Origin of the sequence: Mesorhizobium erdmanii USDA 3471 (assembly GCF_000472705.1) — a bacterium.
Classification (GTDB): domain Bacteria; phylum Pseudomonadota; class Alphaproteobacteria; order Rhizobiales; family Rhizobiaceae; genus Mesorhizobium; species Mesorhizobium erdmanii.
The window spans coordinates 195,522-216,585 of sequence record NZ_AXAE01000014.1; the positions used below are offsets into that span (position 1 = coordinate 195,522).

General features: G+C 63.0%; 17 protein-coding genes and 1 pseudogene. 10 read left to right on the forward strand and 8 right to left on the reverse strand.

What is annotated here, in order from left to right; genetic code table 11:
* Positions 1 to 18: 18 nt before the first annotated feature.
* Positions 19 to 1,323, reverse strand: coding sequence for a nicotinate phosphoribosyltransferase (gene pncB, locus A3AU_RS0111480; protein ID WP_027052945.1), 1,305 nt, complete (start codon positions 1,321 to 1,323; stop codon positions 19 to 21).
* 135 nt (positions 1,324 to 1,458) lie between these two features.
* A complete protein-coding gene (gene gcvA / locus A3AU_RS0111485) occupies positions 1,459 to 2,433 on the reverse strand; it encodes a transcriptional regulator GcvA (protein ID WP_027052946.1) in 975 nt (324 codons plus the stop codon).
* 209 nt (positions 2,434 to 2,642) lie between these two features.
* On the opposite strand from gcvA, the gene speB reads away from it, so the two are divergent.
* The 4 genes from speB to A3AU_RS0111505 all read left to right on the forward strand — a co-directional run bounded on the left by speB (position 2,643) and on the right by A3AU_RS0111505 (position 5,903).
* Positions 2,643 to 3,704, forward strand: coding sequence for an agmatinase (gene speB / locus A3AU_RS0111490; RefSeq protein ID WP_027052947.1), 1,062 nt, complete (start codon positions 2,643 to 2,645; stop codon positions 3,702 to 3,704).
* Between the two features lie 82 nt (positions 3,705 to 3,786).
* Positions 3,787 to 4,596 (forward strand): transporter substrate-binding domain-containing protein, encoded by an 810-nt coding sequence (locus tag A3AU_RS0111495; protein WP_027052948.1) that lies wholly within the window; start codon positions 3,787 to 3,789, stop codon positions 4,594 to 4,596.
* A gap of 6 nt (positions 4,597 to 4,602) precedes the next feature.
* Positions 4,603 to 5,259, forward strand: coding sequence for an amino acid ABC transporter permease (locus A3AU_RS0111500; RefSeq protein ID WP_027052949.1), 657 nt, complete (start codon positions 4,603 to 4,605; stop codon positions 5,257 to 5,259).
* Positions 5,256 to 5,903, forward strand: coding sequence for an amino acid ABC transporter permease (locus A3AU_RS0111505; RefSeq protein WP_027052950.1), 648 nt, complete (start codon positions 5,256 to 5,258; stop codon positions 5,901 to 5,903). Before A3AU_RS0111500 ends, A3AU_RS0111505 begins: the two co-directional genes overlap by 4 nt.
* A 1,759-nt stretch (positions 5,904 to 7,662) precedes the next feature.
* Here the strand turns inward: A3AU_RS0111505 and A3AU_RS1000000136825 are convergent.
* Together A3AU_RS1000000136825 and A3AU_RS0111515 are read right to left on the reverse strand one after the other, a co-directional pair.
* Positions 7,663 to 8,080: pseudogene (locus A3AU_RS1000000136825) on the reverse strand (hypothetical protein).
* A gap of 126 nt (positions 8,081 to 8,206) precedes the next feature.
* Positions 8,207 to 9,610, reverse strand: coding sequence for an MATE family efflux transporter (locus A3AU_RS0111515; protein ID WP_027052951.1), 1,404 nt, complete (start codon positions 9,608 to 9,610; stop codon positions 8,207 to 8,209).
* Positions 9,611 to 9,853: 243 nt separating this feature from the next.
* On the opposite strand from A3AU_RS0111515, the gene A3AU_RS0111520 reads away from it, so the two are divergent.
* The 6 genes from A3AU_RS0111520 to A3AU_RS0111545 all read left to right on the forward strand — a co-directional run bounded on the left by A3AU_RS0111520 (position 9,854) and on the right by A3AU_RS0111545 (position 16,267).
* Positions 9,854 to 10,771, forward strand: coding sequence for a helix-turn-helix domain-containing protein (locus tag A3AU_RS0111520; RefSeq protein ID WP_027052952.1), 918 nt, complete (start codon positions 9,854 to 9,856; stop codon positions 10,769 to 10,771).
* A 241-nt stretch (positions 10,772 to 11,012) separates the two neighbouring features.
* A complete protein-coding gene (locus A3AU_RS0111525; RefSeq protein ID WP_032917194.1) occupies positions 11,013 to 12,284 on the forward strand; it encodes an ABC transporter substrate-binding protein in 1,272 nt (423 codons plus the stop codon).
* Between the two features lie 157 nt (positions 12,285 to 12,441).
* Positions 12,442 to 13,308, forward strand: a complete 867-nt coding sequence (locus tag A3AU_RS0111530) for a carbohydrate ABC transporter permease (protein WP_027052954.1) — start codon at positions 12,442 to 12,444, stop codon at positions 13,306 to 13,308.
* Positions 13,305 to 14,117, forward strand: a complete 813-nt coding sequence (locus tag A3AU_RS0111535) for a carbohydrate ABC transporter permease (protein WP_027052955.1) — start codon at positions 13,305 to 13,307, stop codon at positions 14,115 to 14,117. Before A3AU_RS0111530 ends, A3AU_RS0111535 begins: the two co-directional genes overlap by 4 nt.
* 15 nt (positions 14,118 to 14,132) lie before the next feature.
* The gene (locus tag A3AU_RS0111540; protein WP_027052956.1) at positions 14,133 to 15,179 is read left to right on the forward strand and encodes an NAD(P)-dependent alcohol dehydrogenase; all 1,047 of its coding nucleotides are present in this window, start codon (positions 14,133 to 14,135) and stop codon (positions 15,177 to 15,179) included.
* Positions 15,180 to 15,181: 2 nt separating this feature from the next.
* Positions 15,182 to 16,267: an ABC transporter ATP-binding protein gene (locus A3AU_RS0111545; RefSeq protein WP_027052957.1), complete on the forward strand. Its 1,086-nt coding sequence runs from the start codon at positions 15,182 to 15,184 to the stop codon at positions 16,265 to 16,267.
* Positions 16,268 to 16,378: 111 nt separating this feature from the next.
* Here A3AU_RS0111545 and A3AU_RS0111550 read toward each other — a convergent pair whose 3' ends face one another.
* The 4 genes from A3AU_RS0111550 to A3AU_RS0111565 form a co-directional block, all read right to left on the reverse strand.
* Positions 16,379 to 17,965 carry an FGGY-family carbohydrate kinase gene (locus A3AU_RS0111550; protein ID WP_027052958.1) on the reverse strand — a complete coding sequence of 529 codons (1,587 nt, stop codon included), beginning with the start codon at positions 17,963 to 17,965 and terminating at the stop codon, positions 16,379 to 16,381.
* Positions 17,962 to 18,645: an HAD family hydrolase gene (locus tag A3AU_RS0111555; protein ID WP_027052959.1), complete on the reverse strand. Its 684-nt coding sequence runs from the start codon at positions 18,643 to 18,645 to the stop codon at positions 17,962 to 17,964. Before A3AU_RS0111555 ends, A3AU_RS0111550 begins: the two co-directional genes overlap by 4 nt.
* Before the next feature lie 15 nt (positions 18,646 to 18,660).
* On the reverse strand, positions 18,661 to 20,139 hold the full coding sequence (locus A3AU_RS0111560) for a mannitol dehydrogenase family protein (protein ID WP_027052960.1): 1,479 nt from the start codon (positions 20,137 to 20,139) through the stop codon (positions 18,661 to 18,663).
* 153 nt (positions 20,140 to 20,292) lie between these two features.
* A complete protein-coding gene (locus tag A3AU_RS0111565; RefSeq protein WP_027052961.1) occupies positions 20,293 to 21,063 on the reverse strand; it encodes an L-iditol 2-dehydrogenase in 771 nt (256 codons plus the stop codon).
* Position 21,064: the final 1 nt, after the last annotated feature.

Consider the following 21,064-nt stretch of genomic DNA (forward strand, 5'->3'; position numbering starts at 1 on the left):
CCTGAAGCAGCGCTCACCTCACACCTTGACCAGTTGCTCCACGCGGTCCTTCTGGCCAAAAATCCTGATATAGCGCTCGATCTCTTTCTCGTCCCCCGTCGCCTTGGCAGGGTTGTCGGAGAGCTTCACCGCAGGCCTGCCATTGGCCTCGGTGACCTTGCAGACCAGCGATATGGCGTCCAAGCTGTTGGTTTCGATCGGCGCGCAGCCTTCGAAGTCGTTGGTCAGATTGGTGCCCCAGCCGAAGGACATGCGCACCTTGCCCTTGAAGTGGCGGTAGGTCTCCTCGATCGTTTCCACTTCGAGCCCGTCGGAGAAGATCAGCAGTTTCTGCTTGGGATCCTTGCCCTTCTCGCGCCACCAGGAAATGATCTTCTCGCCGCCTTCGATCGGCGGCGCGCTGTCTGGGCGAAAGCCGGTCCAGTCGGCCACCCAGTCCGGCGCGTCGCGCAGGAAGGAGGCGGTGCCGAAGGCATCGGGCAGCACGATCAAGAGATTGCCGCCATAATAGCGTTGCCAGTCCTGCAGCACCTTGTAGGGCGACTGTTTCAGCTCCTTCTCCGAATTCGCGAGCGCGGCAAACACCATAGGCAGCTCATGCGCATTGGTGCCGAGCGCTTCGAGGTCGTTGTCCATGGCCAAAAGCACGTTGGAGGTACCGGTGAAAGCCTCGCCGATGCCTTCCTTCAGCGCCTCGACGCACCAGCGCTGCCACAGGAAGGAATGCCGCCGGCGCGTGCCGAAGTCGGAAATGCGGATGCCGGGCAGCGCCTTCAGCCGCTCGGTCTTGGCCCACATCTTGGCCTTGGCGCGGGCATAGAGAACGTCGAGCGCGAAGGGGCCGAAGGCGCGCATGGCGGCGCGTGAGCGCAGTTCGTTGATGATGGCGAGCGCTGGAATCTCCCACAGCGTGGTATACATCCACGGACCGCTGAAGGTGAGCTCGTACTGGCCATCGCGCCTGCAGAGCTCGTATGCGGGCAGCCGGAAATTCTCCAGCCAGGCGAGGAACTCCGGTTCGAAGATCTGCTTGCGGCCATAGAAATTGTTGCCGCCGAGCCAGATCATTTCCTTCTTGGAGAAGCGCAGCGTGCGCGCATGGTCGAGCTGTTCGCGCAGGTCGCCCTCATCGATCTCGTCCGCCAACCGCACCGAAGTGGTGCGGTTGATCAGGGTGAAGGTGGTGTCGACCTTGGGATACATGCCCCAGATCATCTGCAGCATCAAAAGCTTGTAGAAATCGGTGTCGAGCAGGCTGCGCACGATCGGGTCTAGCTTCCAGGTGTGGTTGTAGACGCGCCGCGCAATATCGGTCTTAGCCATGTTTCAACACCGCCTTCGCTGCCTGCCATCCACAACCGCGACAGGCCTCATAGCATCGAATTGGCCGAAACGCTGCCCGCTTTCAGGCTGGCCCGACAAAAAGAGCGGCCTGCGTGTGGCTGTGAACAGCCGGCCTCAGCCGGTGGTCTTTGCGCCGATGACCTTGAGTTGCGGACGCTTGCGGCGGCTGATGATACGGCCGGCGACCGGTGCATCGGCGCGACCGTCATCTCCGGCCTTCTCGGCGAACAGCCAGTCGATGAACACCTGCACGATGGGCGTCGTGCGCATTTCGTTGCGGCAGACGATGTAGAACTCGTCGACCGCCGGCACTGACAGGCTGAACGGCGCGATCAGCATGCCCCTGGCCAGCAGTGCGCTTGCCGTCACGGAATCGCCGAGCGCCACGCCATGGCCGTGTACCGCTGCCTCGGTCGCCATGCGCGCGTCGCCCAGATGATGGCGGCGCCCCCTTTCGAGGTCCAGCGCGTCGGCGGCCGCCAGCCAGGTGTGCCATTCGCGGCCATCGTCGCCATGCAGGAAGACATGGTCGGCAAGGTCCCTGACGCTGCGGATCGGCCGGTTGTTGATCAAGCTCGGGCTGACCACGGGAAACAGCTCCAGCCCCGACCATTTTCGCATCCAGCAATCGGCCCACCCGCCATTGCCATAGTGCACGCAGACATCGATATGCGGCGCCCTGATGTCCCGCGGGTCGTTGGAAGGGATGAGCGTCAGCTGGATGTCGGGATATTGCGCGGTGAAACTGCCGAGCCTCGGCGTCATCCACAAAAGCAGCAATGCCGGCACGCAGGACACCGAAAGCGCGCCGCTGCTTGCCGGTCGTGTCAGCCGTTGCGTGGCTGCGGCGATGCCGTCGAAAGCCGTCGATACCGCCGGCAAGAGCTCGGCGCCATGCGGTGTCAGTTTGACCCGCTGGCCCGATCGTTCAAACAGCCTTACGCCGAGCGACTGCTCTAGTGCCTTGATCTGGTGGCTGACGGCGCCATGCGTGACATTCAGCTCACTTGCCGCCTTGGTCAGCGAGCCATGGCGAGCCGTCGCCTCGAAGGCGCGCAGCGGGTTCAGGGGTGGCAGGCGCTTGACCATGGATGCTCGGCTTCTTTGTGAGATTTTCTCACAGGAAACACCCTAACAATATCAATTGATTTTTCAATGCGGCTGCCGGACACTTCGGCCTGGAACCACGTCAGACGTGAAATCTGCAGGCAGCCAGCGGGACAAGCGACCCGGCCGGACGACGGTCAGTTCGCCTGGGCCTCCGGTGGTCAGGCAGCGGCAATCGAGGAGGAACTTGTATGGGGTATGATCGCGGCAAGCTCGACGCGTTGCGTCGCAAATATGGCGAGAGCCATGGCGGCGAGATGTTCGACCCGAAATTCCGCAAGGTTGCCGACAAGATCTTTTCCAAGTCGGGCACACGGCTCGCCCCCTATGCCGGCATCCCGACCTTCCTCGCCGCGCCCTACCGCGAAATCGCGGCGGAGAACCCTGATTTCGGTGACCTGCAGGTGGCGATCATCGGCGTGCCGATGGACCTTGGCGTCACCAACCGGCCGGGCTCGCGCTTCGGGCCCAGAGCCCTGCGGGCCATCGAGCGCATCGGTCCCTACAACCACGTGCTGGAATGCGCGCCGACACATGAGCTTCGCGTGGCCGACATCGGCGACACGCCGTTCCGCAGCCGCTACCGGCTGGAGACCAGCCATGAGGACATCGAGCGCCGCACCAACCAGATCGTCGATGCCGGCGTGCTTCCCCTCTCTGTCGGCGGCGATCACTCGATCAGCCATCCGATCCTGAAGGCGGTCGGCAAGAAGGCGCCGGTCGGCCTCATCCACATCGACGCCCATTGCGACACCAGCGGGCTGTTCGACATGACCAAGTTCCACCATGGCGGACCGTTCCGCAACGCGGTGCTCGACGGCGTGCTCGACCCGACCCGCACCATCCAGATCGGCATCCGAGGCTCGGCCGAATATCTGTGGGAGTTCACCTACGAGTCGGGAATGACCGTGGTGCACGCCGAGGAGGTGACCGGTCTTGGCATTCCCGCCATCATCGAGAAGGCGCGAAAGATCGTCGGCGACGGCCCGACCTATGTCTCCTTCGACATCGACAGCGTCGACCCAGCCTTTGCACCGGGCACCGGCACGCCGGAAGTCGGAGGCCTGACGACGCGCGAAGTGCTCGAGCTGCTGCGCGGCCTCAAGGGAATCAATATTGTCGGCGGCGACGTCGTCGAGGTGGCGCCGCAATACGACGCGACCACCAACACCGCCCATGCCGGCGCCCAGGTGCTGTTCGAGATACTGAGCCTGATGGTTTTCAGCCCGGCAATCACAGGCAAGGGCGCCTGACATCCAAGACGGAAAAGCCGGCCGCCGCTCTGGAGCCGGCGGCCTGCCCAGACAATCAAAAGCTTCCAGAAGGGGAATGACAATGACAATCCACTCGACACTGAAATCGTCGATCGCCGCTATACTGGTGCTGGGAGCCGCTGGCCTCGGCCTCGCCACGCAGGCCGCCAGGGCCGACGCGCTTGCCGACATCACCAAGGCCGGCACCATCAATGTCGGCGTCTTCGCCGACTTCCCGCCCTTCTCCTCGGCCAGCGCCGATATGAGCCTCAAGGGCTACGACATGGATGTCGCGCAATACATCGCCGACACGCTCAAGGTGAAGCTCAACCCGGTCGCCGTCACCGGCCAGAACCGCATCCCCTATCTCAACGACCATCGCGTCGACATATTGATGAGCGTCGGCTACTCGAAGGAGCGCGAGCAGGTCATCGATTTCGCCGCCGCCTACGCGCCTTACTACATCGCGGTGATTGGTCCGGCGGCGATGACGGTGAAAGGCAAGGAAGACCTTGCCGACAAGTCGATCGCCGTCAATCGTGGCACGCTCGAGGACACCTCGCTGACCGAGGCCGCGCCCGCTTCGGCCGACATCAAGCGCTTCGACAACTACAATTCGGTGATCCAGGCCTTCATCTCCGGCCAGACCCAGCTGATGGTCGTCGGCAACGATGTCGGCGCCCAGGTGCTGGCCAAGCAGGATGCCTTGAAGCCGGAGCAGAAATTCCAGCTGCTGACCTCGCCCTCGCATATCGGCCTCAACAAGAACGAGGACGCCCTCAAGAAGGCGGTCAACGACGCCATCGCCAAGATGCTGGCCGACGGCAAGCTGGACGAAAGCTCGAAAGCCTGGCTGAAGACGCCGCTCAATCCCGACAACCTCAAGGATTGAGTTTCCATGGCCTTCGGCTGGCTTCCAGGCGCCGTCGGCGACATCGCGCACGGGGCGGCCACGACGATCTTGCTGATCGCCGTGACCACTTTGGCGGGGACGCTGCTCAGCATCCTCGGCGCCGCCGGACGGCGAAACGGCCCCGCGCTGCTCAAGCGGGCCATCGCCTGCTATGTCGAGGTGATGCGCAACACACCGTTCCTGGTGCAGCTGTTCTTCATCTTCTTCGGCCTGCCCAGCCTCGGCATCCGACTCGACCCGATCCTGGCCGCCATGCTGGCGATGACGCTCAACATGGCGGCCTATACGATCGAGATCGTCGGCGCCGGACTGGATGCCGTGCCGGGCGGGCAGACGGAAGCAGCCCTGGCTCTGGGGCTTAGGCCCCGCCAGGTGTTCATCAAGATCGTGCTGCCGCAGGCGCTCAAGATCATCTATCCGGCGCTGACCAGCCAGATCGTCATCATGATGCTGGAATCGGCCGTCGTGTCGCAGATCGCGGTGCGCGAGCTGACCTATGAGGCCGACATGCTGCAGGCGCGCACCTTCCGGTCCTTCGAGACCTATTTCGTCGTGACGCTGGTCTACCTCGCCATGTCGATGGCGTTGCGCCGCTTGCTGGTCACCGGCGGGCGCCGCGCGCTCGGGGCTGGCGTGTCATGATCGAGTTCACCCTTTGGGACATCGTGCGCAACCTTCTGCTGGCCACGCGCTGGACAGTGCTTTTGTCGCTGGCTGCCTTTGTCGGCGGTGGGCTGGTCGGCATGGCGGTGCTGTTCCTGAGGATATCGAAGCACAAGTGGAGCCGGCGCCTTGCCTCCGGCTACATCGCTCTGTTCCAGGGGACGCCGCTCCTCATGCAGCTGTTCCTGATGTTCTTCGGCCTGCCGATGCTCGGCCTGCGCATCGAGCCCTGGACCGCGGCGGTGCTCGGCCTCACCTTCTTCGCCAGTGCCTATCTCGCCGAGATCTGGCGCTCCGGCGTCGATGCGCTGCCGCTTGGCCAATGGGATGCCGGCGCCAGCCTTGGCCTCCACTATCTGCAGGAGCTCAGGCTGATCATCCTGCCGCAGGCATTCTCGATCACCCGCGCACCGACGGTCGGCTTCCTGGTGCAGCTGATCAAATCGACGGCGCTGACCTCGATCATCGGCTTCGAAGAGCTGGTGCGAACCTCCAACGCCATCAACAACGCCACCTTCGAACCGTTCAAGGTCTACGGCCTGGTGGCGCTGATCTTCTTCCTCATGTGTTTCCCGCTGACGCAATACGCCCGTTCGCTCGAAAAGCGCGCGGCGGGACACTGAGCCGAAGCGTTCAAGGCGCGAATAGCCCTTTGCCTGCTGCGCCATGACATAAGCACGCAAAAAAGCCCCGTCGCAGGGTGAATCGCCGGGGCTTTAGCCATGTACGAGCTACTTATCATGTCCGCATATGATGGTGCGCTAATCTGCTCAACAAACAGTAAGTTCGGCATGCAACTTGGAGTTGGTCAGCTGCGCAGGCGCGATCGAAGCCGACGTTCAAGCCAGAGATTTAAAGCAGTGGCCCAGCGGCTTGGTTGTCAGGGGGCTGGCGAACTTAACCGCTGGGCCTAACCGGCGAGGCGGGTGCGGCGCCGATCTGCCGATATATACGATATCGCTAATATAACATGAACACACCCCTATGAACGAAGGAAGGTAGCAAAAGGTGTAGCGGCGACCTCATTCGAGACGAGGGGCTATTTCTAACTGCCCAAACTGCGCTCAGAAGGTCGATCAGTGGGGCTTATGCCGAAGCGTCTGGCACCAACACAGAGTCCGAGGCGGAACTGCCACGGCTCTAGAATTTGTTGCAAGCAATTAAGAAGCCCGCCGTCCTAGTCGCGGCAGCATCGGGTCGATCTAGCCTTGAGCGCGATCTGTGGCGGAACGAAATGAGGGATGACGACCGCCGACAGCATTAACTCCGGCTGAGTACTAATGCTCCGTCTTCAAGCTCACCGCCCGGGGAGAAGGGCGAAGCGATACACCCTCGGCGCAACAGGTCGGTTGAGCGCACGCGAAAGAGCGTCCGCAGTGCGCTGACCAAGTTCAAGCATGACATTCTCTTTCGTGTCCGAAACCTTGCAGATGGGGCAAGAGAAGAGTTCGGGACCGCTCGGAAGACTAACGCTGCAAACGGGTACCTTGCAGCGGTTACAGCCGATTAGAGAGGTGCTTGGCGTCATCGTAGAGGTGTCCCGCTTTCGTAAGCGAACACTGCAATTACGGTGCCAAGCACACTTGATCCGTTGTGGGACAGAGGCGGTCGGCGCGAGCCCGGAACTCGGTCGTCAAAGAGAACGAGACGTGAGCGTCATCGCAGAACACATGCGCTCGACCGCTAGGGTTGCCGAAACACAGCCTTTTGGACGATGGCCTGAGTGGTTCCTCATTTAATTAGAGGGTGCTAAAATATCCTTGATACCGGGAGGTGTCGGATTGGAAGCTTCGCGCATTAGCTTCGAGGCCCGGCGACGGGCAGACTCGGTTGCCCCGCCGCCTACATATGATCCTTTCCGGGCAAGTGTCACCGGGGCGGCTATAGCTGGCGGAGCGGTTGCTGTTTTTTGTTTGCTTGCCGACAGCCAGCACATAACGGGTGCGATCACCACAATCATGATACTGGCGTTTGCGCTGTCGTATTTCCATCTGCGGAGCAAGGAGCGCAAGAATATAGAGGCCTTTGACGCCTCATACATCGATCTCCTGGAACTCGAAAGGGCAAGAGAGAAATTGGACCTGGAGAGGGCCAGGGAGAAAAGCTTGCCTGCATCCAAACCAAAGTCGCTGTCCGTAACAAAAGCTCGCGTCACGATAAGAAGTCCCCGAGTGCCGATACGGAGGGCCGAGCGATCGGGCGACTCACCACTGCATGGCCCACGCTGCCCCCGCCAACGGCGCTTGCTGGCTTTCAATCATCGAAGAAAGTGATGAACGACAAGTCGCCAATGCGTCTTCTCGAAGACGCTCACGATGTAGTTGTTGCCAACTCTCAAAGCCCCCCCCGCACGGGGCGCTCTCGTAGAAGGAGTTCTGCTGGTCAACGCGTCGCTCGCGATGGCGAAGACGCCGAAAGTACGCTTGCACTTGAGAAAACCACGAAGGCGAAAAGCAGAACTGTGGCCGCCACGATTAGCGAGCCTACGGCGACGATCGGCTCAATCGCGGTATTGCCTCTCTGCAGCATTAGATACAAGGCAGGCAACATAACCACGAGGCCGATGTTATAAAGGCCGTAGTGGATCATCACGACTTTCCGCGCTGCCTTTTGCCGGGCTAAAGGCGTAGTAGCCGCCGAAGATGGCGCTTGTGACCCATCCGAGAAGATTTATATGGGCATGCGCCGGAAAGGCACCGTGGTCGCCGGAGATTGCCATCGGTAAGCCGGCGGCGATCCCGAGAATGAGCCACACAACAGCTGTCTCAAAAAAGAGATCCGAAACCTTAGGCTTTTCAATACGAAATTCGGCGTCCGCCGTTCCTTGGAACGGCTGCTTTTCAAGCTACCTGCCAAAAGCCGACGATCTGCTTGCGGCCCCTCTCGAGATGTTCACTGCCGCCGCACCGGCGCCCCCCTTTTGCCTTCAATGCCCAAACGCCAGCGACGGCGCGATTTTATCCCGCCGCAGCCAGCGCGCGAGAAGCAAAGCCGCCACCACGGCCAGCCCTATCGACAGGCCCATCCAGATGCCGACGCCGTGGAAGCCGAAATGGAAGGCGAGCAGCACGCCGAGCGGCAGGCCGACGCCCCAATAGCCAATCGCGGCATAGATCATCGGCACCTTGGTGTCGTGCAGGCCGCGCAGCATGCCGGCGGCAACCGCCTGCGCGCCGTCGAAGATCTGGAAAAGTGCTGCAAAGACCAGGAACGACACGGCCAGCGCGATCACCCTGGCATTGGCCGGATTGGTGAGATCGATGAAGGCGCTGATCAGGAGATGCGGCCACAGGATCATCACCAGCCCCATCAGCGCCATGAACGAAACGCCGAGGACGAAGGCTGTCCAGCCGGCGCGCGACACGCCTTCCGGATTGCCGGCGCCATGCGCCAGCCCGACGCGCACCGTCACCGCCTGGTTGAGGCCGAGCGGCACCATGAACGAGATCGAGGCGATCTGGATGGCGATCGCATGCGCGGCCAGCGAATCCGCGTCGATCAGGCCCATCAGCAGCGCCGCCGCGTTGAAGATCGTCACTTCGAAAGCGAGGATGCCGGCGATCGGCAGGCCGAGCCGCAGCAAGCCCTTGAAGCGTGGCCAGTCGGACCGCCAGAAGCGGCCGAACAGGCTGTAGCGCCGGAACTTCTTCTCCAGCATCACCACGGCGGCCATGCCTAGGAACATCAGCGTGCTGGACAGCGAGGTGGCAAGGCCCGAGCCGGCGATGCCCATGGCTGGGACACCGAGATTGCCGAACATGAACACCCAGTTGGCGAAAACGTTGAAAGCGACCGCGACGAACACGATGATCAGGGCCCAGCCCGGCCGCTCCAGCGCCGAGATGAACGAGCGCAGCACGATATAGCCATAAAAGGGCAGCACCGCCCATTCGAGCCAGCGCAGATAGACGCCGGCCTGGTGCGCCAGCGCGGGCTCCTGGCCCATGGCCAGCAAAATGGCCTCGCCATGCCACAGCACGAGCCAGATCGGGATCGAGATCAGGATCGCCAGCCACAGGCCCTGGCGCACGGTGCGACGCAGATCGCGCACGGAATGACGGCGGCGTCCGAGTTCGGTGGCGATCATCGGCGAGGTCGCCAGCATCAGGCCGAGGCCGAAGATCAGCGGCATGAAGTAGAGGTTGGCGCCAAGCGCGCCGCTGGCCAGCGTGTCCGGCCCGAGCCGGCCCATCATCATGACGTCGGTGGCCGTCATCGCGGTCTGGCCGAGATTGGTCAGCACCATCGGCCAGGCCAGCGCCAGCGTCGCCCTGATTTCCTGACGCCAAAGATTTTCCGGCGCGCGCGCGCCGGCTTCGATCGCAGACATTGTCCTGCTCTTTCAGAACACGGCGCATCGGGACCACGCCCGGAAGCCGTACAACAACGGCGCAAAATGGCGCCGTTTGCGTCGTCTATTGAACGAAATGCGACACGATGGCAAGGGAGGAGGCTCGGCCAGCGATTGATCCAGCCCGTTCTAGGAGCGCCGTCGCCGCGTTCCCTTGCCGGCCGCGGGCTGATACGGATTGCCTTGGAGATCGGCAACCAGCGAACCCGCTGGGAGGAGTGGATGGCGTTCAGACAGCGAAAAAACACGGCCGCGATCCCGCGCACGATGCCGGCCTTCGAACACATCGTCACCGAAGCCAGCGACAGTTTCCTGTGGCGCCTCGACGACTATCCCTGGGAACGCAATGTCTGGAATTTTCATCCGGAACACGAGATCCATCTGCTGAGGAAATCCTCCGGCGTCGTGCTGGTCGGCGATCATATTGGCGAATTCGGCCCGGGCTACCTGACCATTGTCGGCGGCGGGTTGCCGCATGACTGGGTGACGGCGGTGCAGCCGGGCGAGCTGATCGAAGGCCGCGACATCGTCCTGCAATTCGATGCGCAGCGGCTGCTTGGCTCGGCCGGCCTGCTGCCGGAACTGCGCGAACTGGAGCCGTTCCTGGAGCGGTCGCTGCGCGGCATGGTCTTTCACGGAAGCACGGCGCTGGAAGGCGCCGACCTGATGGAGCGGATGGGAACGGTGCATGGGCTCGCCCGCCTCTGCCTGTTCCTCGAACTGGTCGGCCTGCTGGCCAGGACCGAAGAATACCAGCTCTTGTCGTCGCCGGATTTCTCGCCCGTTCTCGATGCCGCCTCCCTCGACATCATCCAGCGCACGCTGACCTATCTGTTCCAGCATTTTGCCGAGGATCTGAAGCTGCCCGACATGGCCGAACTCGCCGGAATGACGGAGAGCACATTCTCGCGCTTCTTCCAGAAGAACACCGGCAATTCCTTCAGCGACCATCTCGCCAAGCTCCGACTCTGGCAGGCCTGCAAGCTGCTTGCCGACACCGATGTCCCGATCACCGACATCTGTTTCCAGGTCGGCTACATGAACATCTCAAACTTCAACCGGGCCTTCCTGCGCAAGCACAAGATGACGCCGTCCTCCTACCGCAAGCTGTCGCGGCAGAGGCTGACGCTGCGCGCATAAGCACGCCCTGAAATCAACGGCTTAGGCAGGATCGATACTTGTGTGACGCAAGCCACCGCCGGTCGCGGCATTTTGCGCTGCACAATGCATAAAAGTACAGGTTTGCTGCAACGGGGCTTCTAGCTTGGCCCGATTGAACTGCTCATTTTGGCGATGGGTGGCAGGTCGTTCGGATGACGGTGAGGGTCGCATAGTCCGAGGACTTCCGCTTCCTGCGAGTGTTCCTGGAGGAGAAAAACCAATGAAACCAATTCGGCTTGCTGCCAGCCTTGGCGCAGCTTTTATGCTTTCCGCTACCGTTTCCACCATCGCATTGGCGCAGGCGCCGGTCTGCTCGGCACCGGTCAAGGTGCTGGCGCAGCCACGCGATGGCCTGACGCTTCTGGAGGACTCCAAGGCCGAGTTCCAGAAGCTCTCCGGCGCCAGCTTCCAGATCGACTATCTGAACGAGAACGACCGCCGGGCGAAATCGCGCGCCGATGCGTCCACCGTCGGCAATTACAACGTCTATTATGTCGACGAAGCCAATGTCGCTTTGTTCGCCTCGTCGAAATGGATCGTGCCGCTGACCGATTATTATCCGGCTGACTATGACTATGCAGACTTCGATCCCGGCCGCCAGAAGGTTGCGACCTATGACGGCAAGGTCTGGTTCGCGCCACTCACCGGCGGCGGCGACCTGATGGTCTACCGCAAGGACGTGCTGGAGGCCGCCGGCATCCAGCCGCCGAAGACGCTGGACGAGCTGATCGCCGACGTGCCGAAGCTGACCAATGCCGACAAGGGCATGTACGGCATCGCGCTGCGCGGCGCGCGCGGTTCGGGCGCCAACGTCTGGCGCTGGATGCCGTTCTTCAAGGCCTATGGCGGCAAGTGGTTCGATGGCGACAAGCCGGCTTTCAACTCCGAGGCCGCCGTCAAGGCGACCGAAACCTACCTCAAGCTGTTCAAGGATTCGGCCCCCGGTACGCAGACCGGCAGCTGGGATGAATCGACCGGCGCCTTCCTGTCGGGCCAGGTCGCCATCCTCGTCGAATCCACCCCGCTTTCGGGCATGGCGGTCGATCCGAAGACCTCGCAGGTGGTCGGCAAGATCGGCTTCCTGCCGCCGCCTTCGCCGCTGCCCGGCGGCGGCTACGGCCATGGCCTCGCCATTGCGGCGAAGGCCAATGCCGACGACGCCTCGAAGAAATGCGCCGGCCTGTTCATCGCCTGGGCGACGTCGAAGGAAAACGAGAAGCGCCGGCTCGACGCCCACCAGTTCGGCGAGCTGAACCGCACCAGCATCCTGTCCAGCAAGGAATTCGCCGATATCTATGGCGCCGATCTCGGCCAGGCGCTGGCCGAAACCGGCAAGGTCACGGCGGTGAACTTCTGGCAGGATCCGCGCTGGCCCGATCTCGGCGACCGCTGGGGCATCATCCTCGAGGAACTGGTCACCGGCACCCGCACCGACATCAAGGGCGGCCTCAACGAGCTCGAGGCCTATGCCAACGATCTGGTGAAGAAATAGCCTATCCTCCCCCCGCGGCGCGCGGTCCACGGCATTCCAGCGAATGTCGGGACCTGTGCGCCGCGGGTCCCGTTATCGCCATCGCCGCTCAGGCCCGACATCGCATGAGAGAGCTCAGACATGTTCAACCGTTCGAGACGCAGCCAGGGATAGACAGATGCCTCGACGCTCTTCCTTGCCGGTCACCTTTGTCGTGCCGACCCTTGCCATCCTGCTTGTCCTGTCGATGGTGCCTACGCTCTACGCGATCGTCATCGCCTTGCAGAATCGCGAGTTGAGCGCGACGGCCTATTCCTGGGTCTGGTTTTCGAACTTTTTCGATCTGTTCTCCGACCGCCGCTTCCTCAACGCCGTCTGGGTGTCGGTGAAATGGGAGATCGTCACCGTGGTGGCGACCATGGTGGTGGCGGTCGGGCTCGGCGTGCTGATGTTCGAGGTCGCCGGCCCGCGCTTGCGTAACCTCTACTGCCTGCTGTTCATCATTCCGGTGCTTTTGCCCCGCGTCTCGGCAGCCTTCGTCTGGAAGTTCGCCTACCATCCGCTCTACGGCATCGCCACCTATCCCTACCGCTTGCTCACCGGCGGGCTGATCTTCGATCCGTTGTCGAAGCCGGGAACGGCCTTGTTCGCCGTCGCGTCGGTCGACGTCTGGCAGTGGGGGCTGTTCTTCGCCGTCATCGTGCTGAAGCTGCTCGAAACCTTGCCGCCGCAGCCGATAGAGGCGGCTCGGCTCGACCACGCCAAACGCTGGCAGATCCACGCCTATGTCACCTTGCCGATGCTGAAGGCGCCGTTGATCAGCCTGATGTTCGTCAAGATGATCGAATCGCTGCGCTCCTTCGACCTGATCTATGTCATGACCCGAGGCGGCCCCGGCGTCGCCACCGAGACGCTCGACATGTATGCCTTCTCGCAAGGCTTCATCGAGTCCGGCAAGGTCTCCTACGCCTCGGCCATGGCGGTGCTGATGATGATCGCTACGGTCATAACCTTCACCATGCTGTGGAAGCGGGTGCAGGCATGAGGCCCGGTAGATTGATCGGCCGGATCGTGCTGGCCTTTGCAGGCTTCATGGCCGTGTTCCCGCTGCTGTGGACGGCACTCAATGCGTTGAAGAACAATGTCGACATCATCACCCGCGTACCACGCCTGGTGTTCACGCCGACATTGGCCAACATCAGCTATATTATCGGCCGCGACAGCGTGCTCACCGGGCTCTACAACTCGGTCGTCGCCTGTGGCTCGGCCGTGCTGATCGGTGTCGTGCTCGGCCTGCCCGCGGCTTACGCGGTGGCGCGCTATCCCAACCGGTGGGCCGGCGACATCCAGTTCTTCGTCCTGTCGCTGCGGTTCCTGCCGCCGGTGGCGGTGGCCATCCCGCTGATGGTGATCTGGCTGCAGGTCGGCCTCTACGATACTTTGCCGGCGCTGATCATCACCTATTCGCTGCTCACCATCTCGGTGATTATGTGGCTCGCCATCCCCGCCTTCCAGGGGGTGCCGAAGGAAATCGAGGAAGCCGCCTTCGTCGACGGCTACGGCGCCTATTCGGTGTTCTGGCGCATCGCGCTGCCCGTGGCCGCCCGCTCCCTGGCCGGGGCGGTCGCCTTCAGCTTCGTGCTGGTTTGGAACGAATTCCTGATCGCGCTGATGCTGTCGAGTTCGAACGCCAAGACCTTGCCGATCGTCGCTTCCGAACTCTCCCAGCAAGGCATGAATGTGCCCTGGGGGATCCTGAATGCCTCGGTCGTACTGCTGTCGCTGCCGCCGCTGCTGTTCCTCGGCGTGCTGAGCGGCTTCCTGAATTCCGTTTTCCGGCAAAAAAAGACTTGATGCGAGGATTTCCCAATGCGGGCACTGGTGCTTGAGAAAAAAGGCGAACTATCGATGCGCGAAATCGCCCTGCCACTCGATGTCGGGCCGGACGATGTCAAAATCGCCATCCACACGGTCGGCGTCTGCGGCAGCGATGTGCACTATTACACGCATGGCGCCATCGGCAGCTATGTCGTGCGCGCGCCGATGGTGCTCGGCCACGAAGCCGCCGGGACAATTGTCGAGACCGGCGCCAATGTCTCGACGTTCAAGGTCGGCGACCGCGTCTGCATGGAGCCGGGCGTGCCGAACCTGTCGTCGCGCGCGACCAAGCTCGGCATCTACAATGTCGACCCTGATGTCTCCTTCTGGGCGACGCCGCCGGTGCATGGCGTGCTCGCGCCGTACGCGGTTCACCCCGCCGCCTTCACCTACAAGCTGCCGGACAATGTCTCCTTCGCCGAGGGCGCGATGGTCGAGCCCTTTGCCGTCGGCATGCAGGCGGCAAGCCGTGCCCGCATCGTTCCTGGCGATGTCGCCGTCGTTGTCGGCTGTGGCCCGATCGGCATCATGATCGCGCTTGCAGCCCTTGCCGGCGGCTGTTCGAAAGTGCTGATTTCCGATTTTTCCGCGCCCAAGCTGAAGATCGCCGCGCAATATGCCGGCATCATGCCCGTCAACATCGGCGAGCAGTCGCTGGTCGACGCCGTCGCTGCCGCGACCGACAATTGGGGCGCCGACATCGTCTTCGAGGCCAGCGGCAGCCCCAAGGCCTTCGCCGATCTGTTCGATGTCGTGCGGCCGGGCGGCGCGGTGGTGCTGGTCGGGCTGCCGGTGGAGCCGGTGGCCCTCAACGTGCCGGCGGCGATCTCGAAAGAGGTGCGCATCGAGACGGTGTTCCGCTACGCAAACATCTTCGACCGCGCCCTGCAATTGATCGCCTCCGGCAAGGTCGACCTCAAGCCGCTGATCACCGGCACCTATGATTTCGCCGACAGCATCAAGGCCTTCGAGCGAGCCGCCCAAGGCAACCCGCAAGACGTCAAGCTGCAGATCCTGCTCACCGGCGAGAAGGGCTGACCATGTCCGCGATCACCTGCTCCCATGTCGATAAAGCTTATGGCGCCACATCGGTCATCCGCGACCTCAACCTCTCGATAGAAGAGCACGAGTTCGTCGTCTTTCTCGGCCCGTCCGGTTGCGGCAAGTCGACCTTGCTGCGCATGCTGGCGGGGCTGGAGGATATCAGCGGCGGCGAGGTCTCCATCGGCGGCAAGGTGGTCAACGATCTCGATCCGGGCGATCGCGGCATCGCCATGGTGTTCCAGAACTATGCGCTCTATCCGCACATGACGATCTTCGACAACATCGCCTTCGGGCTGCGGCGGCAGAAGGTGCCGGCGGCCGAAATCCGCAAGCGGGTCGAAGCGGTGTCGAGGACGCTCGGCCTGGAGCCCTATCTCGGCCGCAAGCCGGCCGAGCTTTCCGGTGGCCAGCAGCAGCGCGTGGCGATTGCCCGCGCCATGATCAAGACGCCAAAAGTGTTCCTGTTCGACGAGCCGCTGTCCAATCTCGACGCCAAGCTGCGCAACCACATGCGCGTCGAGATCGCGCGCCTGCACCAGTCGCTGAAGACCACCACCGTCTACGTCACCCATGACCAGTTGGAGGCGATGACGCTCGCCGACCGCATCGTACTGCTCAAGGAGGGCGTCATCGAGCAGGTCGGCTCGCCGGCCGAAATCTACCGGCGGCCCGGCAACATGTTCGTCGCCGGCTTCATCGGCACGCCCAACATGAATTTCATCGAGGTGACGGTCGGCCGCTCAGGCAATGGCTGGACGTTGACCGGAGCCGGAACGGTCCTTTCCATAGGCGGCTCGGCATTTCATCTCCAGCATGGCGACCGCGCCGTGCTCGGCATCCGGCCTCCCGACTTGAAAACCGCCGATGCCGGCACTGCCGGCATATTGCAAGGCACGGCCGATCTCATCGAATTCCACGGCAATGATGCGCTCGTGACATTCGCCTCCGGCGGCAAGGAGATCAGTGCGCTGGTTCCGGCACGCGAATGCCCGGTGTTGCACGCCCCTGTCCGCTACACCTTCGAGGAAGACAGCATCCATCTGTTCGACGCGACGTCGGGCGCGTCCCTGCGCAAGCAATAGCGGAAAGGCCTCGAGCAATCCCAGGAAAAGTGTGAAACGGTTTTCCGTCCGGAATTGCGTCAGAACAAAGAGGTAGAGCGGCTCGCCGTTTCCGTGAAACGGTGAACTGCTCTACCGGATCGCGTCGAGCGCCTGCCGCTGCCGGTGCATCTCCAGGAAAATTCGGTAGTCGCGATCGAAGCGGGCGCCGGCGGCCGGGTTGGCGGTGCGCGACTTGCCGCCTTGCTGCATGGCGAGGCAGGCGGCGTTGAGGTCGGGGAAAAGCCCGGCGGCGGTCGCCGCGACCATCCCGGTGCCGAGCAGCACCGCCTCGTCGGCCAGCGGCTCGACCACCGTGCAGCCGGTGGCGTCGGCGTAGAGTTCCATCAGCAGCGGGTTCTTGGTGTGCCCACCGGTGACGTGCAGCGTGTCGATCAGGTAGCCGTTTTCGTTCAGCGCCTCCAGCACATGGCGCACGCCGAGTGCGATGCCGACGGCGGTGCGCCAGTAAAGCTTGCACAGGCTGTCGAAGGAGGAATCCAGCGTCAGCCCGCTGACCACGCCGACGGCGTGCGGGTCGGCGAGCGGCGAGCGGTTGCCGTGAAAATCAGGCAGCACATGCAGTCGGGCGGCGAGGGCTTCGCCCTCGGCGGCACGCAGTTCGGCCACACGCCCGGCGATTTTTGCATGCATGGCGGCATCCGGCTCGCCGCCGGCACCGTGCCAGCGGATGATGTGGTCGAGCAGGGCGCCGGTGGCCGACTGGCCACCTTCCGACAGCCACAGCTTCGGCAGCGCCGCGCCGTAATAGGGGCCCCAGACGCCGGCGAAAGGCTGCGGGTCGGGCGACATCGCCATGACGCAACTAGATGTCCCGGCAATCAGCGCCAGATGCCGTCCGATGTCCTGCTCGTCGCCGGCAAAGCCGCCGAGCACGCCGAGCGCGCCGGCATAGGCATCAATGACCCCGGCGCCGACCCGGCAGTTTTCGCTCAGGCCGAGATCGGCTGCGGCTTGAGCTGTCAGCGGACCGATGTCGGCGCCGACCGGACTGGCCCGCTCCGGCAAATTGCCATGCTCGAAGAGATCGTCGAGGCCGACGATCTCGAAGAAATCGCGCTGCCAGGCACTGTCCTCATGCGCCAGATAGGTCCATTTGGCAGTCAGCGTGCATTGCGAGCGCGCCAATGAGCCGGTCGCCTGCCAGGTCAGGAAATCGGCAAGGTCGAATAGATAGCCGGCTTCATTCCATGTCTTGCGCAGGTTGCGCTTCAGCCACATGAGCTTCGGCGTCGCCATCTCCGGTGACATGACGCCGCCAATATAGTTGAGCACCTCATGGCCGCTCGCCGTGCATTCGTCGGCTTCGGCGATGGCGCGGTGGTCGAGCCAGACGATGGTGTCCCAGCGCTTGTCGCCTGACGTCGAAACGCTGAGCTGATCGCCCTGCCGGTCGCGCACCACCAGCGAGCAGGTGGCATCAAAGGAGATGCCGACAATATCCTGCGCCGCGACGCCGGCTTTTTCGCGCGCGGCGCGCACGGCGGCGCAGACAGCCGACCAGATATCGCGCGAATCATGCTCGGCATGATCGGGCTTTGGCTGGTTCATGGCTATCGGCCGATCGGCACGGCCGAGCAAGGTACCACTGGCGTCGAGGATGCCCGCGCGAGCGCTCCCGGTGCCGACATCGACCGCGCAAACAAACTGTTTCGTCAAGATGCTCTAACTCTCGCTCCCAGGCCTGCAATCAGATCGGGCAATTGCAGCATGTCAGCGAATATAAAGTCCGGTTCACTCGACGCAAGCCGCGCTTTCAAGCCGGGGTTGCCGGCATGCGCGCCGCCGGTGAAGCCAAAGACGCGCATCCCTGCCGCGCGGGCCGCTTCTATGCCGGCCGGACTGTCCTCGATGACGAGGCATTTGCGCGGATGCGCCCGCATGCTGGCGGCGGCGTGCAGGAAAAGGTCGGGTGCCGGCTTTCCCTTGGCCACCATGGCGGCGGAAAACAGATGCGGCTCCATCAGCTTGAGCAGACCGGTGACGTCGAGCGCATAGCGGATGCGTTCCAGCGTACCTGACGAGGCGACGCAGAACGGCAGGCCGAGCTTCGGCAAGATCTCGCTGATGCCGGGGATGGGCCTCAGCTCCTCGCGAAACTTGCGCATGAGGTCGACGCGCATGGCGGTCAGATGCTGGTCGGTAAGCTCCAGGCCGAAATCGCGGCCAAGGATCTCGCGCACGCTTTTCATGCTCTTGCCGAGGAAATGTTCGTAGGCGTCGTCCTCGCTGAGGCTGCCGCCGGCGAGCTTGATCATGCCGAGCAGCGCCGAGACGGAGAGCGCCTCGCTGTCGACCAGCACGCCATCGCAGTCGAAGATGACCAGTTCAGGCGTCATGGCGGCGGATGGCTCTCAGAGCTTGCCGGCGACGTAGCGCGTCAGCGTGGCGCGGGCCCCATTCGCCCACAACAAGTTGAGCGCGCTGCCGAAGGCCTCGACGAACGCCGTGGCGCGGCCGACATCGCCGTAGATGTCTTCCATAGCCAGCCAGGCGGCGGGCGCGTCCTTTGCCGCCTTTGCCGTCGCCTGCAACCGCTCCCAGCTCGGGTCGTTGGGCTCGATGACGGCACCGCTGTCGGTCGTGCCGAAGCAGTAGCGGCACCACAGCGCTGATTCCAGCGCCAGGCCGGCGACGCCCTTGCCGGCCTTCAGACGGTCGGCAATGGTCGGGATGATGAACTTCGGCTGGCGGTTGGAGCCGTCGAGGCAGAGCCTGCGGATGGTGTCGCCGATCTTGGGATTGGAGAAGCGCTTTTCGATGAGCTGGTAATAGTCCTCCAGTACCGTGTCCGGCACCGGCGGCACGGTCGGGATGATCTCGTCATGCTCGAGCTTGTCGAGAAAGCCGCGCACCAGCGGCTCCTGCATCGCCTCATGGACAAAATGGATGTCCATCAGGCCGGCCGGATAGGCGATGGTGGCGTGGCCGCCATTGAGGATGCGGATCTTCATCAATTCATAAGGCGAGACATCCTTGACGAACTGCACGCCGACCTTTTCCAGCGGCGGGCGGCCGGCGGTGAAATGGTCCTCCAGCACCCATTGTTTGAAGGGTTCGCAGAAAACCGGCCAGGCGTCCTCGACGCCGAAATCCCTCGCCAGGATGCCGCGCTCGCGATCTGATGTGGCAGGCGTGATGCGGTCGACCATGCCGTTGGGAAAAGCGACGTGGTCGTTGACCCAGTTGGCCAGATCCTCGTCGATCAGCCGCGCCAGCCCGATGACGCCATCCGACGTTACGTGACCATTGTGAGGGATGTTGTCGCAGGACATCACGGTGAACGGCACGATGCCATCGTCGCGGCGGCGCACCAGGCCGGCGAGGATGATGCCGAACACCGTCTTGGGGGTGGCGCCCGCCTGCGCGTCGGCGACGATGTCGGGATGGGCCGGATTGAACTTGCCGGAGGCCGGATCGATGAAATAGCCGCCTTCGGTGATGGTCAGCGAAACGATCTTGATCGCCGGATCGGCCAGGCGTTCGATGATGCCGGCCGCATCGCCCGGCATCACGAAGTCGATCATCGCGCCGGTGACGCGCGCGCTCATATGGCCGTCATCCTGTTCGACCACCGTGGTCAACCAGTCCTGCTCCTGCAGCTTCCTGCGACCGATCTTCTCGCCCTCAAAGACGCCGGCGCCGACCAGCGCCCAGTCTTGTCCGACACCCGAATTGAACAGATCGTCGAGATAGACGGCCTGATGCGAACGGTGGAAATTGCCGACGCCGAAATGAACGATGCCGGCCTTCAGCTTCGAGCGGTCGTACTTCGGACCCGCGACCTTGGCGGGTAGATTTGCGAGATTGGCGGAAGAGAGTTTCACGGTCATCTGTCTACCCTTTGGCCTGATATCGGCCTCGTTGCTCCGCCTCTCCCCGTCCTGTCGGGAGGGTGGAGGACGGCTCATGCGCTGCGAGGCCGATGCGGCCCCTGATGTTGGCCTCTGCTCCTCGCGGAGGACGAGAAGCAGAGGCCGCCCCCCTCAACTCATCCACTGGCCGCCGTCGACATTGTAGGTCTGGGCAACGATGTATTCGGCCTCATCGCTGGCCAGGAAGACGGCCATGCCGGCGAGATCCTCCGGTTTGCCCATGCGGCCGTAAGGCACCCCTTCGCCGACAAGCCGCTTCTTCTCGCCCTTCGGCCGGTTCTCGTATTTGGCGAACAGCGCATCGACCTGGTCCCACATGTCGCTGTCGACGACGCCGGGCGCGATGCCGTTGACGTTGATGCGATGCTTGATCAGGTCGAGCCCCGCCGACTGGGTCAGCGAGATGACGGCGGCCTTGGTGGCGCAATAGACGCCGACCAGCGCTTCACCGCGCCGTCCGGCCTGGCTCGCCATGTTGATGATCCTGCCGCCCTTGCCTCGCGCGATCATCGAGCGAGCGGCCGCCTGCAGCATGAACAGCGTGCCGGCGACGTTCACGGAGAACAGCTTTTCGTAGCTCGCCCGAGAGATTTCGACGATCGGCGCCAGGTCGAATAAAGCCGCGTTGTTGATCAATATGTCGAGGCCGCCGGCCTTGCTTTCCACCGCCTTCACCGCTGCATCGATGGATGCCTGATCCGCGACGTCGAGTTTGACGGCATAGGCGTTGCCGCCGATCTCGGCCGCCGTTTTTTGCGCGGCCTCGAGGTTGATGTCGGCAATCGCCACCGTGGCGCCTTCGCGTAAATAGGCTTCGGCGAAGGCCCTGCCGATGCCGCGCGCCGAACCCGTGATCAGCGCCGATTTGCCGGCCAGGCGCATG

Bases quoted from the DNA above. Each gene is read 5' to 3' on its own strand.
- pncB (WP_027052945.1), bottom strand. From the start codon at position 1,323: ATGGCTAAGACCGATATTGCGCGGCGCGTCTACAACCACACCTGGAAG.
- gcvA (WP_027052946.1), bottom strand. From the start codon at position 2,433: ATGGTCAAGCGCCTGCCACCCCTGAACCCGCTGCGCGCCTTCGAGGCG.
- speB (WP_027052947.1), top strand. From the start codon at position 2,643: ATGGGGTATGATCGCGGCAAGCTCGACGCGTTGCGTCGCAAATATGGC.
- A3AU_RS0111495 (WP_027052948.1), top strand. From the start codon at position 3,787: ATGACAATCCACTCGACACTGAAATCGTCGATCGCCGCTATACTGGTG.
- A3AU_RS0111500 (WP_027052949.1), top strand. From the start codon at position 4,603: ATGGCCTTCGGCTGGCTTCCAGGCGCCGTCGGCGACATCGCGCACGGG.
- A3AU_RS0111505 (WP_027052950.1), top strand. From the start codon at position 5,256: ATGATCGAGTTCACCCTTTGGGACATCGTGCGCAACCTTCTGCTGGCC.
- A3AU_RS0111515 (WP_027052951.1), bottom strand. From the start codon at position 9,610: ATGTCTGCGATCGAAGCCGGCGCGCGCGCGCCGGAAAATCTTTGGCGT.
- A3AU_RS0111520 (WP_027052952.1), top strand. From the start codon at position 9,854: ATGGCGTTCAGACAGCGAAAAAACACGGCCGCGATCCCGCGCACGATG.
- A3AU_RS0111525 (WP_032917194.1), top strand. From the start codon at position 11,013: ATGAAACCAATTCGGCTTGCTGCCAGCCTTGGCGCAGCTTTTATGCTT.
- A3AU_RS0111530 (WP_027052954.1), top strand. From the start codon at position 12,442: ATGCCTCGACGCTCTTCCTTGCCGGTCACCTTTGTCGTGCCGACCCTT.
- A3AU_RS0111535 (WP_027052955.1), top strand. From the start codon at position 13,305: ATGAGGCCCGGTAGATTGATCGGCCGGATCGTGCTGGCCTTTGCAGGC.
- A3AU_RS0111540 (WP_027052956.1), top strand. From the start codon at position 14,133: ATGCGGGCACTGGTGCTTGAGAAAAAAGGCGAACTATCGATGCGCGAA.
- A3AU_RS0111545 (WP_027052957.1), top strand. From the start codon at position 15,182: ATGTCCGCGATCACCTGCTCCCATGTCGATAAAGCTTATGGCGCCACA.
- A3AU_RS0111555 (WP_027052959.1), bottom strand. From the start codon at position 18,645: ATGACGCCTGAACTGGTCATCTTCGACTGCGATGGCGTGCTGGTCGAC.
- A3AU_RS0111560 (WP_027052960.1), bottom strand. From the start codon at position 20,139: ATGACCGTGAAACTCTCTTCCGCCAATCTCGCAAATCTACCCGCCAAG.
- A3AU_RS0111565 (WP_027052961.1), bottom strand. From the start codon at position 21,063: ATGCGCCTGGCCGGCAAATCGGCGCTGATCACGGGTTCGGCGCGCGGC.